This is a genomic window from Thermomonospora catenispora (assembly GCF_006363815.1).
Taxonomy (GTDB): domain Bacteria; phylum Actinomycetota; class Actinomycetes; order Streptosporangiales; family Streptosporangiaceae; genus Thermomonospora; species Thermomonospora catenispora.
This window is the reverse complement of the sequence record NZ_RRYT01000004.1, coordinates 64,370-79,296: the sequence shown is the minus strand read 5'-3', so window position 1 is coordinate 79,296 and position 14,927 is coordinate 64,370. Positions and strand designations below refer to the sequence as shown.

General features: G+C 72.2%; 11 protein-coding genes. 6 read left to right on the top strand and 5 right to left on the bottom strand.

Going from position 1 to position 14,927, the window contains the following annotated elements; all coding sequences use genetic code 11:
• Window positions 1-7 precede the first annotated feature (7 nt).
• The 5 genes from EIO00_RS04945 to EIO00_RS04925 form a co-directional block, all read right to left on the bottom strand.
• Entirely contained in the window at window positions 8-691 is a 684-nt protein-coding gene (locus EIO00_RS04945; protein WP_140175730.1) for a hypothetical protein, read from the bottom strand.
• A gap of 168 nt (window positions 692-859) precedes the next feature.
• Window positions 860-1,630, bottom strand: coding sequence for a crotonase/enoyl-CoA hydratase family protein (locus tag EIO00_RS04940; protein ID WP_140175729.1), 771 nt, complete (start codon window positions 1,628-1,630; stop codon window positions 860-862).
• Complete coding sequence (locus EIO00_RS04935) at window positions 1,631-2,179, bottom strand: PaaI family thioesterase (RefSeq protein WP_140175728.1); 549 nt, start codon at window positions 2,177-2,179, stop codon at window positions 1,631-1,633.
• Between the two features lie 43 nt (window positions 2,180-2,222).
• The gene (locus tag EIO00_RS04930; protein WP_140175727.1) at window positions 2,223-3,287 is read right to left on the bottom strand and encodes an RDD family protein; all 1,065 of its coding nucleotides are present in this window, start codon (window positions 3,285-3,287) and stop codon (window positions 2,223-2,225) included.
• A 310-nt stretch (window positions 3,288-3,597) separates the two neighbouring features.
• Entirely contained in the window at window positions 3,598-4,125 is a 528-nt protein-coding gene (locus EIO00_RS04925; RefSeq protein WP_206664035.1) for an RDD family protein, read from the bottom strand.
• Window positions 4,126-4,290: 165 nt separating this feature from the next.
• Here EIO00_RS04925 and EIO00_RS04920 point away from each other — a divergent pair, with 165 nt between their 5' ends.
• The 6 genes from EIO00_RS04920 (at window position 4,291) to EIO00_RS04895 (ending at window position 14,884) form a co-directional block, all read left to right on the top strand.
• Window positions 4,291-4,764 carry an acyl-CoA thioesterase gene (locus EIO00_RS04920; RefSeq protein ID WP_140175725.1) on the top strand — a complete coding sequence of 158 codons (474 nt, stop codon included), beginning with the start codon at window positions 4,291-4,293 and terminating at the stop codon, window positions 4,762-4,764.
• Between the two features lie 6 nt (window positions 4,765-4,770).
• A complete protein-coding gene (locus EIO00_RS04915; protein ID WP_140175724.1) occupies window positions 4,771-5,628 on the top strand; it encodes a patatin-like phospholipase family protein in 858 nt (285 codons plus the stop codon).
• Window positions 5,629-6,135: 507 nt separating this feature from the next.
• Window positions 6,136-6,768, top strand: coding sequence for an OB-fold-containig protein (locus EIO00_RS04910; protein ID WP_140175723.1), 633 nt, complete (start codon window positions 6,136-6,138; stop codon window positions 6,766-6,768).
• Window positions 6,769-6,849: 81 nt separating this feature from the next.
• Complete coding sequence (locus EIO00_RS04905; RefSeq protein ID WP_140175722.1) at window positions 6,850-8,964, top strand: flotillin family protein; 2,115 nt, start codon at window positions 6,850-6,852, stop codon at window positions 8,962-8,964.
• Between the two features lie 176 nt (window positions 8,965-9,140).
• The gene (locus EIO00_RS04900; protein ID WP_422100025.1) at window positions 9,141-14,228 is read left to right on the top strand and encodes a DNA repair ATPase; all 5,088 of its coding nucleotides are present in this window, start codon (window positions 9,141-9,143) and stop codon (window positions 14,226-14,228) included.
• A gap of 314 nt (window positions 14,229-14,542) precedes the next feature.
• A complete protein-coding gene (locus tag EIO00_RS04895; protein ID WP_140175721.1) occupies window positions 14,543-14,884 on the top strand; it encodes an ArsR/SmtB family transcription factor in 342 nt (113 codons plus the stop codon).
• Window positions 14,885-14,927: the final 43 nt, after the last annotated feature.

Sequence of the window (14,927 nt, the reverse complement as noted above, 5' to 3'; positions counted from 1 at the left end):
TGTCCGGTCAGGTCAGCCGGAACGTGGCGAGGATCTGTTCCCTGTCCGCGGCGGGCCTGCCGGAGGCCGTGTTGATCTCGATCTCGCACACCTGGTCGCCGGGTCCGGGGACCTGGATCTCGACGGTGTCGTGGGCGGCGCCGTTGGAGGCGGTGCGGACGTGGGAGATCCGGATCCCCGGCTTGTCGCCCACGGTGACGTCGGTGATCTGAAGGTTCTCGCTGCCTTTGTTGATCGTGCGGGCCTTGCGCCGCAGCGTCTCCAGGTCGTTGCCGATCAGGCCGCCGGGGGCGCACCCGGCCTGGAGGTGGTTGGCGTAGTCGGTCTGCACGGTGGCGGTCTCGATGGCGAACACCGCGCCGTCCCCGGCGAGCTCCTTCAGCGCCTCCTCGACCAGCTCGGGGAACTCCCCGCCCTCCAGGCCGAACGCCCGCCGCACCGACGGGGCGCCGTGCGCGGTCGGGTCGACGATCTGCCAGCCCGGCGGCAGGGCGAGGGTGTATCCCCGTCCCTGGTGCCGCCGCCAGCCCGCCGGGGCCTCCGTCGATCCCGGCGCGGGGCTGTGCGCGGCGGCGGTGCCGGACTCCTCGGCGGCGGGCCGGTCGCCGTCGTCGGAGCCGGTGCAGGCCGTCGTCAGGGCGAGCAGCAGACCCGCCCCCAGGACGGCGAGACGATCTCTGCGATGAAGCACCGCCGCACTCTATCCGGCGACGATCTTCCCGATCGCTCGTTTGTGCGAGCCTGGCCGGATGTGGTCCGCGGCGCGTTCCCGCCGACGCGGGCGGGCGTCGGAGAGGAGCGGGCCGGACGCCGGGGAAGGGGCGGACGTCGGCGGTCCACCGGGCGGCGGGGAGGGCGGTCAGATGTCGGTGAAGTCGCCGTGGCGGCCCGCGCCAGCGGCGAACCGGGCGGCGCCCTCGATCGCCTCGCCCAGCGCGTTCACCCCGCGGCGGTATTCGTTCGCCAGCGCCTCGTCCTCGGTCATGCCGTCCTGCTCCAGCAGGGACAGGCGGTCCCCGCGCAGGCAGGTCTGGGGGAACCGGGCCAGGTCGGCGGCGAGCTCCTCGGCGGCGGCCCGCGCCCGTCCGGGTTCGACCAGCCGGTTGACCAGCCCGATGTCGTAGGCCTCCCGGGCGTCCACCGGACGGCCGGTCAAGATCATGTCCATCGCCCGGCTCATCCCGATCAGCCGGGGCAGCCGGACCGTCCCCCCGTCCACCAGCGGCACGCCCCAGCGGCGGCAGAACACCCCGAACACCGCGTCGGGCTCGGCCACCCGCAGGTCCGCCCACAGCGCCAGTTCCAGCCCGCCGGCGACCGCATGCCCGCTGATCGCCGCGATCACCGGTTTGCTCAGCCGCATCCGGGTGCAGCCCAGCGGGGCGTCGGCGGGGGGCGGGTCGACCCGATTGCCGCGTTCGGTGCCGATGGCCTTCAGGTCCGCGCCCGCGCAGAACGTGCCGCCCTCGCCCCACAGCACCGCCACGGCCGCGTCCGGATCGGCGTCGAACGCCCGGAACGCCTCGGCCAGCGCGGCTGCGGTCGGTCCGTCGATCGCGTTCCGCACCTCGGGCCGCGCCAGGATCACGGTGGTCACCGGCCCGGAGCGTTCGACGCGGACGCCGCTCACTCAGCGCTCCTTGGTGAAGTGCTCCAGCGGGACCTCGATGAACACCGCGGCGGCCCGCACCGCGACCGGGCCGTCCGGGCCGCCGATGCGGCCCTCGCCCTCCATGTAGGCCTTGCGGCCGTGCACCCCGGTGCACCGGGCGGTCAGATGGACCCGCGAGCCGACCGGCACCGGCCTCACGAAGTCGGTCTCCAGGCGTCCCGTCACATAGCGCTTGCCCAGCAGCCAGGCCGAGGTCCCCAAGATCTCGTCCATCGCGGCGGCGAGGATCCCGCCGTGCGCCAGTCCCGGAGCCCCCTGGTGCTCGGGGATCACCGTGAACTCCCCGTAGGAGGTGGAGCCGTCATGGCCGGTGCGGGTGATCCGCAGGCCGTGCGGGACCTCCGGTCCGCAGCCGAAGCAGGCGGTGCCCAGCACGTCTCCGATCTCGGAGAGATCGAGCTCGGCCCGGGGATCCACGTTCGGTTCGACCGCATCGGGCGGCGGAGTGGTCAGCGGCGAGCGAGGGCTCGTGCGCCGCGCCCGGCTGGAGCTGTCGGAGGCGCTCATGCCCTCAGACATTACCGAACGCGAATACGCCACTTACGCGCGGCTAGAGGTGCTTGATGATGATCACCCCGAGCAGGGTGGTGTGGAATGCGCGCAGCGCCCGTTCGTCGTCACCCTCCACCGCGGTGATCACGACGAATCTGTCCTCGCTGCCGACCATTCCCAGGCGTCCGGCGCCGGGGGCCGAGACGAACACCAGGTCGTCCCACTTCAGCGACCGCTCCGCCGCCTGCGCGTCCGCCTTCTCGTCGAACCGCAGAATGTGGCTGCTGACCCGGGTGCGCCCGTCGGCGGTCACGAACGAGGCCGACAGCCGTCCTCGGCAGTCCAGGCCCTTCAGCCGGCTTCGGATCAGATCGTCCGCCGCGCCCGACCGGCAGCCGTCCTCGCCCCCGTGCTTCTCGGCCGACGTGCGTTCGAACGTCACGCCGTGCCCTCGGAAGACGCGGTCCTCGCCGTAGTAGGTCTCGACGGAGAAGGACGGCCCCAGCGCCGCCCGCACGGCGGAATAGGTGAACACGCCGATCGTCCCCAGCACGACCGCCCCCACCGCCCCGGCGAGCACCGCGCGCTGCCATGCGGAGTATCGGGCCCGCACGACGACGGTCCCGGCCTGCCGGTCGTGCCGGCAGCGGCCCAGCTCCCCGTCGCGCCGATGGGCCAGGAAGTCGTGCAGGAACGGCACCAGCTCGGTGTCACCGGTGGGATGCCCGCTCAGGGAGAACCATCGGCGGAACGCCGCACGCCAGCCCGGGCGCCCGCCGTCCTCCTCCAGCACCGGGCGGATCCCCATGATCCGCTGGCCGATGGTGGCGCCCGTCCAGACCGTGAGCGCCACCCGCAGCAGCATCCACGCGACGGGGACCAGCGCGAGCATCGCGATCTCCACCGCCAGCAGCGTCTCGGACGCGACCAGGTCGTCCGAGGTCACCGTCAACACCATCGGCACCGTCAGCAGGCCGACGGCGACCAGGAACGCGATCAGCAGGTCGATCAGCCGGGCCCACACCCGGGACCAGGCGGTCGCCAGCACCAGCACCGGACGCCCGTCGCCGGGGGAAAGGGCCTTCGAGGGGCGGACGTAATGCGGACGGAGTCGATCGGTCACGGCCTTTCATCGAAACACGAAACGCCCGCCATGTCTCTTTCTCTTTCATCACGGATCGGATCACCGGAGAAGGCCGACGTTCACGCGAACGCGGAACGGCGTCACCGCCTTCTCCTCACCCGTGCCCGCGATGATCACGCGAATCCGCTCCGGCGGCCGGCCGTCGGAGCGGCGGGCCGGATCCCGCCGGGTGGGCGCGGCGGCGGGCCGGTCGAACCGCGCCCCTGCTTCTTTGGCCGCGATCGGTCGTCACAGGCCGCGGCGGCGGACGGCGAGGCCTCCCTCCTCCCGCCGGAGGATCCGGCGGGGCTCAGCCGGCCGCTTCGCCCCACCAGAGCAGGATGATCGGCGACACCAGCGTGAACAGCAGGACCGCGACCGCCGCAAGCCGTTGCCCGGGCGAGACGTCGGCGCGGACGACCAGCGTCCCCGCCCTGCGGTCGTGGAGGCAGCGGCCCAGCTCGTCCCTGGTGTGGGCGAGGAGCTCATCGGACAGGCGGTACAGCAGCGGCGGGAAGCCCCGATCCCACGAGCGCCGCATGCCCGGCCGGCCGCCGTCCTGCTGCCGCACCACCGCGATCCCGGCGATGCGGTGGCCCACGGTCGCGCCCCACCGGGCCACCCGGACGATGCGCAGGAACGCCCACGCCGCCGCCGCCAGCACGCCGCCCACGGTCAGCGCCGCGATGAACAGGGACATGGTGTGCGCGCCCTCGCCGTGGGCGGGCCGCAGCAGCACCAGGGCCAACGGGGCGCCGAACGCGAGCTGCACGAACTGCCAGACGATCCACGCGTCGACCAGACGGGCGAGGATCCGCCGTCCGGTGTCGGCCACCACCGGCCGTCCGCCGCCGGGGCCGCCGTGCGGGGGACGACCGGCGAGCGGCGCGGGGCCGGGCGCCGTCGATCGGCCGAAGCCGCCGAGGGCGGGATGCGCGGGGTTTCCCTGCGACGAAGGGGGCTGAACGGTCACGGTGGGACATGAAAACATAAACTGCTCGCCGTGAACGCCGAGTTCGGTTACTGGGAGACCGTCCCCACCCGCTGGAAGGACAACGACGTCTACGGCCACGTCAACAACGCCGTGCACTACTCGGTGATGGACACCGTGATCAACAACTGGTTGATCCGGGAGGCGGGGCTGGACATCCACCGGGGCCGATCGATCGGGCTGTGCGTGGAGTCCCGGTGCGTCTACAAGGGATCGATCTCCTACCCCGAGGCGTTCCGGGTCGGGCTGCGGATCGGGCATCTGGGCCGGTCCAGCGTCCACTACGAGGTGGGGCTGTTCCGCGAGGACGGCACGACGCTCCTGGCCGAGGGGCGGTTCGTGCACGTGTTCGTCGACCGCGACTCGCGCCGGCCCGTCCCGATCGCCGAGCCGATGCGCTCGGCGATGCGGAGGCTGATGACCGGGACGGCCCCGGACGGGACCCCGGATCGGGCCTCACAAGAGGCCCCGGACGAGAAGAGGTAACGCGCGATGACCATGGACGGCGGACGCGCCCTGGTGCTGGGCGGCGGCGGTGTCGCCGGGATCGCCTGGGAGGCCGGGCTGTTGACCGGGCTGGCCGAGCGGGGAGTGGACCTGACCGAGGCCGACCTGATCGTGGGGACCTCGGCGGGCTCGGTGGTCGGCGCGTTCGCCGCCCACGGGGCGGATCTGGCGGCGGCGGTCGAGGCCATGCAGGGCCGGACGCGCGGTGCGACCGCGGACGCCGCCGGTTCCGGCGGGGTCGACCCCGAGACGGTGCTGTCGGCGTTCGCGATCCTCTTCGACACCTCGCTCGACCCTCAGGAGGCGCGCGCCCGGCTCGGGGCGATGGCGCTGGAGGCGCCGGTCGGCGAGCGCGGCGCGGTGCTGGAGGAACTGGGGCGCATGCTGCCCCGGCAGGAGTGGCCGCAGCGGCGGCTGATCGTCACGGGGGTGGACGCCGAGGACGGCTCGTTCGCGCCGTGGGACGCCGATTCGGGGGTGCCGCTGGCGGCGGCGGTGCGGGCGAGCTGCTCGGTGCCGTGCGTGTTCCCGCCGGTGGAGATCGGCGGTCGCCGGTACATGGACGGCGGCACCCGTTCGGTGACCAACGCCGACCTGGCCAAGGGCGCCTCGGCGGTGGTCGTCCTGGAGCCGATGGGGCATCTGACGCCGCGCGAGACGCTGCGGCGCGAACTGGCCGAGCTGGGCGACGCCCGCACCGCGGTGATCGGTCCCGACCAGGCCGCCATCGAGACCTTCGGCACCGACATCCTCAACCCCGCCCTGTACGGCCCCGGTTTTCAGGCCGGGCTGAATCAGGCCGCCGCCGCGGTCGAGCAGATCCGCCCGGTGTGGGAGAGCTGATCGCCGCCGTTCGCCGTCGGGCCGTTCACCGTTGATCATCCGCGGCGGCGACCATCCGGCGCGTCCTCGAGCGACCGTCGCCGAAAATCGACGCCGCCCGCCGATCGCCGCCGCGGAAAAAACCGCCGCCCGCGCCGCACGGCGACGCATGACCGCATCCGGCCAATTCGACGCCGAACCGGCGGTCGAATCGGTGCGTCATATGGACCGTGCAGCCACGGAAAGAGCGGTCTCATGCGGTGCGCCGGACTCGCGATCCGGTGTCCGTCGCGCTCCGCCTGGTGACCGCACGCGAAAAAACACCTGGTCATACACCTGGCAATCGGTTAAAATCCCCGGGACGGTGTGCCGGGAAGTCTGGTCGGCGAGGGCGGCCGGGCGGGCTCGCATCCGGTGCGACTGCGCTTTTTCGGCTGTCCCCATGATTGATGGACCGACTGCTCGCCGGATTCTCGCGGCGCGGGTCGTTCGTGTGGCGGATCGCAGCATGGGGAGGGTATTCAGACCGTGGGCGAGTTCATCGGACTGGTCTTCTCCTTCCCCACGGTGCTGTTCACCTTCGCCCTGCTGGTCGTCATCGGGTACTGGGCGTTCGTCGCACTGGGCGCGGCCGATCTGGAATTGCTGGACGCGGACACCGGCGGCGAGGCCGCCGAAGGGCTGAGCGGAGTCCTGGGCGCGCTGCGGCTCGGCGACGTGCCGGTGACCGTCGCGCTCTCCCTGCTCATCGCGTTCTCCTGGTTCTTCTCACTGGTCGGTGCCGTCGTGCTGGATTCGTTCGATCTGTCCTCGCCGCTGGAGATCGCGCTCGGCCTGGTGGCGCTGGCGGTGGCGGTGGTGCTCGCGTGGCTGGTGACCTGCCTGGTGGTGATGCCGCTGCGGCGGGCGCTGCCGCGCACCAAGGAGTCCTCCCGGCGCGACCTCATCGGACGGCCCTGCGTGATCCGCACTTCCCGGGTCGACGCCACGTTCGGCCAGGCCGAGGTGACCACCGAGGACGGCTCCACCGTCATCGTGCAGGTCCGTCAGGACGTCGAGGACCCGCTGGCCGAACCGCTCACCGCCGGAAGCACCGCTTTGATCTTCGACTACGACGAGGCGGGCGAATTCTTCCGGGTCATGCCCCACAACCCCTGGTGATCCCTGTGGACTCCGACGGCCGCCGCCGCCGTTGACGGTGCGCCGGGCAGGCCGACCGACCCCTTCGAAGGGACATAGCAGATGCAATCCATAACCATGGGGCTCGGCGTGCTCTTCGCCGTCGTCCTCCTGATAGCGCTCGGCGTGGCGATCATCATCAGCCGGCTGTTCCGCAAGGTGGAACAGGGCAAGGCGCTGATCATCTCCAAGGTCCGCAAGGTCGACGTCACGTTCACCGGCGCGGTGGTGCTGCCGGTGCTGCACAAGGCCGAGCTGATGGACATCTCGGTGAAGACCATCGAGATCGCCCGCACCGGCCGTGAGGGCCTGATCTGCCGGGACAACATCCGCGCCGACATCCGCATCACGTTCTTCGTGCGGGTCAACAAGACCGTCGAGGACGTGATCAAGGTGGCGCAGGCCATCGGCACCGAACGGGCCAGCAACCAGGAGACCCTGCAGGAGCTGTTCAGCGCCAAGTTCTCCGAGGCGCTCAAGACCGTCGGCAAGCAGCTGGACTTCGTCGACCTCTACACCCGGCGCGAGGAGTTCCGCGACCACATCATCCGCGTCATCGGCACCGACCTGAACGGCTACAGCCTCGAGGACGCGGCCATCGACTACCTGGAGCAGACCCCGCTCAGCGACCTCAACCCCGACAACATCCTCGACGCCCAGGGCATCCGCAAGATCACCGAGCTGACCGCGCTCGAGCACGTCCGCACCAACGAGTACCGGCGCAACGAGGAAAAGGAGATCACCCGCCAGAACGTGGACGCGGCGGAGGCGATCCTGGAGCTGGAGCGCCGCAAGGCCGACGCGGAGATCAAGCAGCGGCGTGAGATCGAGACCATGAAGGCCCGCGAAGAGGCCGAGATCGCGCGGGTGCAGGCCGAGGAGCGGCTGCGGGCGCAGAGCGCGCACATCCGCACCGACGAGCAGCTGGGCATCCAGCAGGAGAACAAGGCCCGGGAGATCGCGGTCGCCGAGAAGAACCGCGAGCGGGTCATCGCGATCGAGAACGAGCGGATCGAGAAGGACCGCCTGCTCGAGGTCATCGCCCGCGAGCGGGAGACCGAGCTGAGCCGCATCGCCGCCGACAAGGAGATCGAGGCGGAGAAGCGGGAGATCGCCGAGGTGGTCCGCGAGCGGATCGCGGTGGAGAAGACGGTGGCCGAGCAGGAGGAGGCCATCAAGCGGCTGCGCGCGGTCGAGGAGGCCGAGCGCGAGCGGCAGACCCTGGTCATCGCCGCCGAGGCCGAGGCGCAGGAGGCGCTGGTCAAGGACATCAAGGCGGCCGAGGCCGCGGAGGCGGCCGCCAAGTTCAAGGCCCGCGAGGAGCTGACGCTCGCCGAGGCCCGGCAGCAGGCCGCCGACCTGGACGCCCGCGCCAAGATCCGGCTCGCCGAGGGGATCCAGGCCGAGCGGGCCGCCGAGGGCCTGGCCGAGGCGCAGGTGCGCGAGCGCCACGCCGAGATCATCGAGAAGGAGGGCCGCGCCGAGGCCGCCGCGCTGCGCGAGAAGCGCGCCGTGGAGGTCGCCATGCTGCGCGACCAGATGCAGGCCGAGGCCGAGGGCGAGAAGGAGAAGGCGCTGGCGCAGGCCGAGGGCATCGCCGAGAAGCTCAAGGCCGAGGCCGAGGGCCTCAACGAGAAGGCCGAGGCGATGGCCAAGCTGACCGACGCCACCCGCGAGCACGAGGAGTACCGCCTGCGGCTGGAGGCCGAGAAGGACATCCGCCTGGCCGGCATCGACGTCCAGCGTCAGATCGCCGAGCAGCAGGCCAACGTGCTGGCGGCCGGGCTGAGCAAGGCCGACATCAGCATCGTCGGCGGCGACAGCGTGTTCTTCGACAAGCTGGTCGGCTCCGTCGCCCTCGGCAAGGGCATCGACCAGTTCGTCGACAACTCCAAGGTCGCCCAGAACCTGGCCGGCCCCTGGCTGGAGGAGGGCGGTCGCTTCGCCGAGGACCTCACCCGGGTGCTGTCGGGCCTGGACACCGCGGGGATCCGCGACCTCACCCTGTCCACGCTGCTGCTCCGTCTGATCAAGGCGGGCGGTCCCGACACCGAGAAGCTGACCGACCTGCTCAACACCGCCACCGCGTTGGGCGTGGCCGACCTTCCGATCAACCCCTCTCGGCCCGGGAAGACCCCGGCGGTCACCGCGGCCGACGCGGCCGGCGGCGACCGCTGAGGGGGGCGCGGTAGCCCACGGCCGCGCTCCGGGCGGTGGCGTCGGAGACGCCCGGCGTCCCCGACGCCACCGCCCCGCCGAGCGGGCCCAGGCCCCATCGACGACACCGGCCGCCCGGGTCCGCCCGGGCGGGTCCGAACCGACCAGCCGCATGGACGAGGCACGAGGAGACGCCCGTGACGGAGACCGCCGAGGCCGTGACCGAGAACGCCGACGTGCAGTCGGGCATGGACATGGGCACCTACGAGGTGCTGCGGGCTCGGCTGGAGCAGCAGGCGGCGGAGCTGTCCCGACGCGCCGAGGAGCTGAACGGGCGGCGGATCGAGGTCTTCGGCAGCACCGAGCTGCGCCTGCTGGGCACGGAGCGGATCCGGACCGAGAACAACTGCGTGCCCCGGGACATCGTGCCGGTGACGGGCTCGGCGGTGCCGCTGGGCGGTGAGCCGGGGCACCACTCGGGGCTGATGCTGTTCGGCTACAACGTGTTCATCGGCCTGCGGACGGAGACCTCGGTCGAGGACGTGTTCTCCCTGCACCGGTTCACCCGGGAGGGGGAGGAGTTCCGGTTCGAGGACGCCTCGCCGGACGAGGTGCCGGGGCTGTTGCAGGACCCCCGGTTCCGCAAGGACTTCGCGGACCTGTACCGCTACTACCGCGACACCCGGCTGCTGCAGCTGCGGCGGCTGGACTCCACGCTGCTGGCGGTGTTCCAGACCGGGGCGCGGACCAGCGACATCCGGGTGCTGCGCTGGCAGATCGGCGCCGACGGGTCCGTCGAGTACATCGACGACCGGGGGGACCGCGACCACGTCTTCCCCCCCTCGCACGACTTCGAGTGGGTGGAGACCACCCGCGAGCAGCACGTGATGGGCCGTCATCCGCACATCTCCATCGAGGACGAGGTGTTCGTGGAGACGGTCGGCGGCGACCTCACCGTCAAGATCGAGAACAACACCGAGACCGGCGAGGGCGTCTACAGCGAGCCGGTGGAGGAGCCGCTGCAGAGCCTGGCCGACGCGGACGTGTACTACGCCCGGGTCGGGTCGCTGATCCTGCTGCGCATCCGCCCCTACAACGAGGAGGCCTGGCGGCACCTGGTCTTCAACACCCGCACCAAGGACGTGATGCGGCTGGACGGGATCGGGCAGGCCTGCCAGCGGCTGCCCGAGGACCACGGGCTGATCTTCCCGGGCGGCTACTACCTGACGACCGGGGTGGCGCGGACGTTCGACACCGATGTGACGGGCCTGGAGTTCGAGCGGATCATCAAGTCCACCAACGGCGAGGACGTGCTGTACGTCTTCCACGCCCGCGCCGAGGGCCGCACCCTGCTGCTGCCCTACAACGTGATCCGCAAGGAGGTCGCGGCGCCGCTGGTGTGCCACGGCTACTCGCTGTTCGACGACGGCACGCTGGTGATCTTCCGGGCGACCTCGGACGAGCCGACCCGGGTCCACCCCATGCAGGTGTGGCAGACCCCGTACCTGTCGGACGCCTACGCCGCCGCGCAGCCGGTCGGCACCGGCCCGCTGGAGCGGGTGGGCAACGCCGAGCTGGTGCGCGGCATCTCCGACTGCCTGTCGGTGGCCCGGATGGTCGGGGAGATGGCCCCGTCGACCGCCGTGTACGAGGGGCTGATCGCCGCCTGCACCCGGGTGCTGGACAACTACCTGTGGCTGGGCGAGGAGGAGCTGGGCGACCTGCGGGAGCCGCTGCTGGCGGTGCGGTCGGCGGCCGAGCAGGTGCTGGAGGAGTTCGAGAAGGTCCAGCAGCTCACCGCGCAGGCGGCCGAAGCGGTGGACGAGGCCGCGGCCGAGATCACCTCGCTGATCCGGCTGGCCCGCGGCGACGCCCCCAAGACCGCCGACGCCTGGGTGAGCCGGCTCGCCGCCCTCCGCCGCGAGCAGGGCCGGCTGATGACGCTGCGCGAGATGCGCTACGTCGACGTCGAGCGGATCGACCGGCTGACCGCGGATCTGGACGCCGAGCTGGCGTCGTTCGGGCAGCGGGCGGTGGCGTTCCTGCAGGGCGATGACGCGTTCGCCGGCTACCACGAGGACGTGGAGCGGCTGGTGGCCGAGGCGTCCCGGATCACCTCGACGGCCGCCGCCGAACCGTTGGAGCAGCGGCTGGCCGAGCAGTCGGCGGCGCTGGAGACGGTGACCGACGTGGTCGGCTCGCTGGAGATCGCCGACGCCACCGTGCGGACCCAGATCCTGGAGCGGATCAGCGAGGTCCTCGGCGGTCTCAACCGGGCCCGCGCCACGTTGGAGGGCCGCCGCCGGGAGCTGGCGGCCGCCGAGGGGCGGGCCGCGTTCGCCGCCGAGTTCGCGCTGCTCAACCAGGAGATCACCGGAGCGTTGGCGGTCGCCGACAGCCCGGACCGGTGCGATGAGCAGCTCGGCCGGCTGATGCTGCGGCTGGAGGACCTGGAGACCCGGTTCGGGGACTTCGACGACTTCGCCGCCGAGCTGGCCGCCAAACGGGAGGACGTGTACGAGGCGTTCTCCTCCCGCAAGCAGGCGCTGCTGGACGAGCGGGCCCGCCGCGCCGACCGGCTGGCCGCCTCCGCCGAGCGCACCCTCGCCGGGGTCCGCCGCCGGGTGGCGAACCTGTCCTCCCTGGAGGAGATCAACACCTACTTCGCCGCCGACGCGATGGTGGCCAAGCTCCGCCAGGTGGTCGCCGAGCTGCGGGAGCTGGGCGACGCGGTGCGGGCCGAGGAGCTGGAGGGCCGGATCAAGGCGGCCCGCCAGGAGGCCGGGCGCGCCCTGCGCGACCGTCAGGACCTGTTCGCCGACGGCGGGGAGACGATCCGGCTGGGGCGGCACCGGTTCGCGGTCAACACCCAGCCGATCGACCTGACCCTGGTCCCGCACGAGGGCGGCCTGGCGTACGCGATCACCGGGACCGACTATCGCGCCCCGGTGCAGGATCCGCAGTTCGCCCGGACCCGGGAGCTGTGGGACCAGCCGCTGGTGTCGGAGTCGCCGCAGGTCTACCGGGCCGAGTATCTGGCGACGTCGATCCTGGCGCTCGCGGAGCAGGGCGCGCAGGGGCTGACGCTGGAGGGGCTGCACGAGGCGGCGGTCTCCGACGAGGAGCTGCTGGCCGTGGTGCGCCGCGTCGCCGAGTCCCGCTACGACGAGGGGTATGAGCGCGGCGTCCACGACCAGGACGCCGCCGCGATCCTGCGGACGCTGCTGCGGCTGCACTCGGCCGCCGGGCTGCTGCGCTATCCGCCGGCCGTCCGCGCCGCCGCCCAGCTGTGGTGGGCGTACGGGACGGACGAGGCGGGCCGCGCCCGGTGGAGCCGCCGGACGACGTCGCTGGCCCGTGCCCGCGCCGCCTTCGGGGCCTCCCCCGCCATCGCCGAGCTGTGCGCCGAGCTGTCGGAGGCGATCACCGCGTTCGCCGCCCGGCACGATCTGCCGCTCGCGCCGGGCGGGGAGCGGCCGTCGGCGCAGGACTCGGCGGAGGCGACGCGCCGGGCCGGGGCGCTGGCGGGCGAGTACCTGTTCGAGGAGCTGGCCGCCGCGCCCGCCGGGTTCGTCACCGGGGCGGGCGCGCGGACCCTGCTGGAGCGGTTCCGGCGGGCGCTGGGCGGCCCGGGCTCGCGGACGCTGGCCGAGTTCGCCGCCGACCAGCAGGCGCTGAGCGACGATCTGGCCGCCCGGCACCAGCTGGTGGAGTCGTGGCTGACGTCGTTCCTGGACGCCCAGGACGACGACGCGCTGCGGATGGATCTGCCGGAGGCCGTGGCGATCGAGCTGACCGACGGCGCGATCTCGCGGCATGACTCCTCCGCCTCGCTGACCGCCACCGTCGAGGGCCTGCTCGGCGCGCATCCCCGGATCCGGGACCGGCGGCTGGAGCTGCGGCTGGACGAGACGCTGGCCCGCACCCGCGAGTTCCGCCTGGAGCGCGTCCCGGCCTACCGCGCCTATCAGAAGAGGCGCGCCGAGCTGGTGGCGCGGGAGCGGGAGCGGCTGCGGCTGGAGGAGTACCGGCCCAAGGTGATGAGCGCGTTCGTCCGCAACCGGCTGCTGGACGAGGTGTATCTGCCGCTGATCGGCGACAACCTGGCCAAGCAGCTGGGGGCGGCCGGCGACGCCAAGCGCACCGACCAGATGGGGTTGCTGCTGCTCATCTCCCCGCCCGGTTACGGCAAGACGACCCTGATGGAGTACGTGGCCAGCCGGCTGGGCCTGTTGTTCGTCAAGGTGAACGGTCCCGCACTGGGGCATTCGGTGACCTCGCTGGACCCCGCCGAGGCCCCCAGCGCCACCGCCCGGCAGGAGATCGAGAAGATCTCCTTCGCCCTGGAGTGCGGCAACAACACGCTGCTGTACCTGGACGACATCCAGCACACCAACCCCGAGCTGCTGCAGAAGTTCATCTCCCTGTGCGACGCCCAGCGCCGCATGGAGGGGGTGTGGAACGGCCGGACCCGCACCTATGACCTGCGCGGCAAGCGGTTCGCCGTGTGCATGGCCGGCAACCCCTACACCGAGGCGGGCAAGCGGTTCCGCATCCCCGACATGCTGGCCAACCGCGCCGACGTGTGGAACCTGGGCGATGTGCTGTCGGGCAAGGAGGACCTGTTCGCCCTCAGCTACATCGAGAACGCGCTGACCTCCAACCCGATCCTGGCGCCGCTGTCCACCCGGGACCGCGGCGACCTGGAGCTGCTGATCCGGCTGGCCGGCGGCGACGACTCGGTCCGGCCCGACCGGCTCTCCCACCCCTACTCGCAGGTCGAGCTGGACCAGATCGTCTCCGTGCTGCGCAAGCTGCTGCGGGTGCAGCAGATCGTGCTGGCCGTCAACCAGGCCTACATCGCCTCGGCCGCCCAGTCCGACGACTCCCGCACCGAGCCGCCGTTCCAGCTCCAGGGCTCCTACCGCAACATGAACAAGCTGGCCGAACGCATCGTGCCGGTGATGAACGACGAGGAGCTGGAGGCCCTCGTCGACGACCACTACCTGGGCGAGTCCCAGACCCTGGCCTCCGGGGCCGAGGCCAATCTGCTCAAGCTCGCCGAGCTGCGCGGCACCCTCACCCCCGAGCAGGCGGCCCGCTGGGAGGAGGTCAAGCGGTCCTTCCTGCGCGCCAAGGCCCTGGGCGGCGGTGACGACGACGCGGTGAGCCGGGCCATCGGCGCGCTGGGCCTGCTGGCCGACCGGATCGCCGACATCGAACGGGCCATCGACCGGGCCGGCGGCGGCCTGACCGCCGCCGAGGGCGGGCACCGCCGCCCCTGACCTCCTCGCCCGGGCCGGTGCCCGTCGCGGACGCGGCGTCGTCCGGGGACGCCGGCCCGCGAGCGGCGGTCGCGGGCGGGGGCGACGGCGCCGCCCCGGCCCGCCGCGGGACGCGCAACGGGCCCGGGGCGGCCGCCGCGGGCCCGTGAACTCCGCCGACGGCGGACGGCCCGGACCGTCCGCCGGTGATGTACATCACGGCTCGAAACGTACGAAGCGGACGCCGGACCACGAGAAGATGACTTGAAGAATTCTTCAATTGGTCGAGTGAAGGTTCCACCACTTCGTGCATCCACCGAGAGGGGCTGACCCGCGTGCCGGTGCCGCTGTATCAGGCCAAGGCCGAGTTCTTCCGCATCCTCGGCCATCCGGTGCGCATCCGGGTGCTGGAGCTGCTGCAAGGCGGTCCCATGCCGGTACGGGATCTGCTCGCCGAGATCGACGTGGAACCCTCCAGCCTGTCCCAGCAGCTGGCGGTGCTGCGTCGGGCGGGGATCGTCTCCGCCACCCGCGAGGGCTCCACCGTGGTCTACGAGCTGTCCACCAGCGACATCGCCGACCTGATGCGGGCGGCCCGGCGCATCCTCACCGAGATGATCACCAGCCGGGAGGGCCTGCTGGCCGAGCTGAAGGCCGCCGAGGAGGAGGACCGGTGACCCTCGCGGGCGAGCACGCCGGAACGTTCCGGGCCGGCGACGT

Bases quoted from the DNA above. Each gene is read 5' to 3' on its own strand.
- EIO00_RS04915 (WP_140175724.1), top strand. From the start codon at position 4,771: ATGACCATGGACGGCGGACGCGCCCTGGTGCTGGGCGGCGGCGGTGTC.
- EIO00_RS04935 (WP_140175728.1), bottom strand. From the start codon at position 2,179: ATGAGCGCCTCCGACAGCTCCAGCCGGGCGCGGCGCACGAGCCCTCGC.
- EIO00_RS04905 (WP_140175722.1), top strand. From the start codon at position 6,850: ATGCAATCCATAACCATGGGGCTCGGCGTGCTCTTCGCCGTCGTCCTC.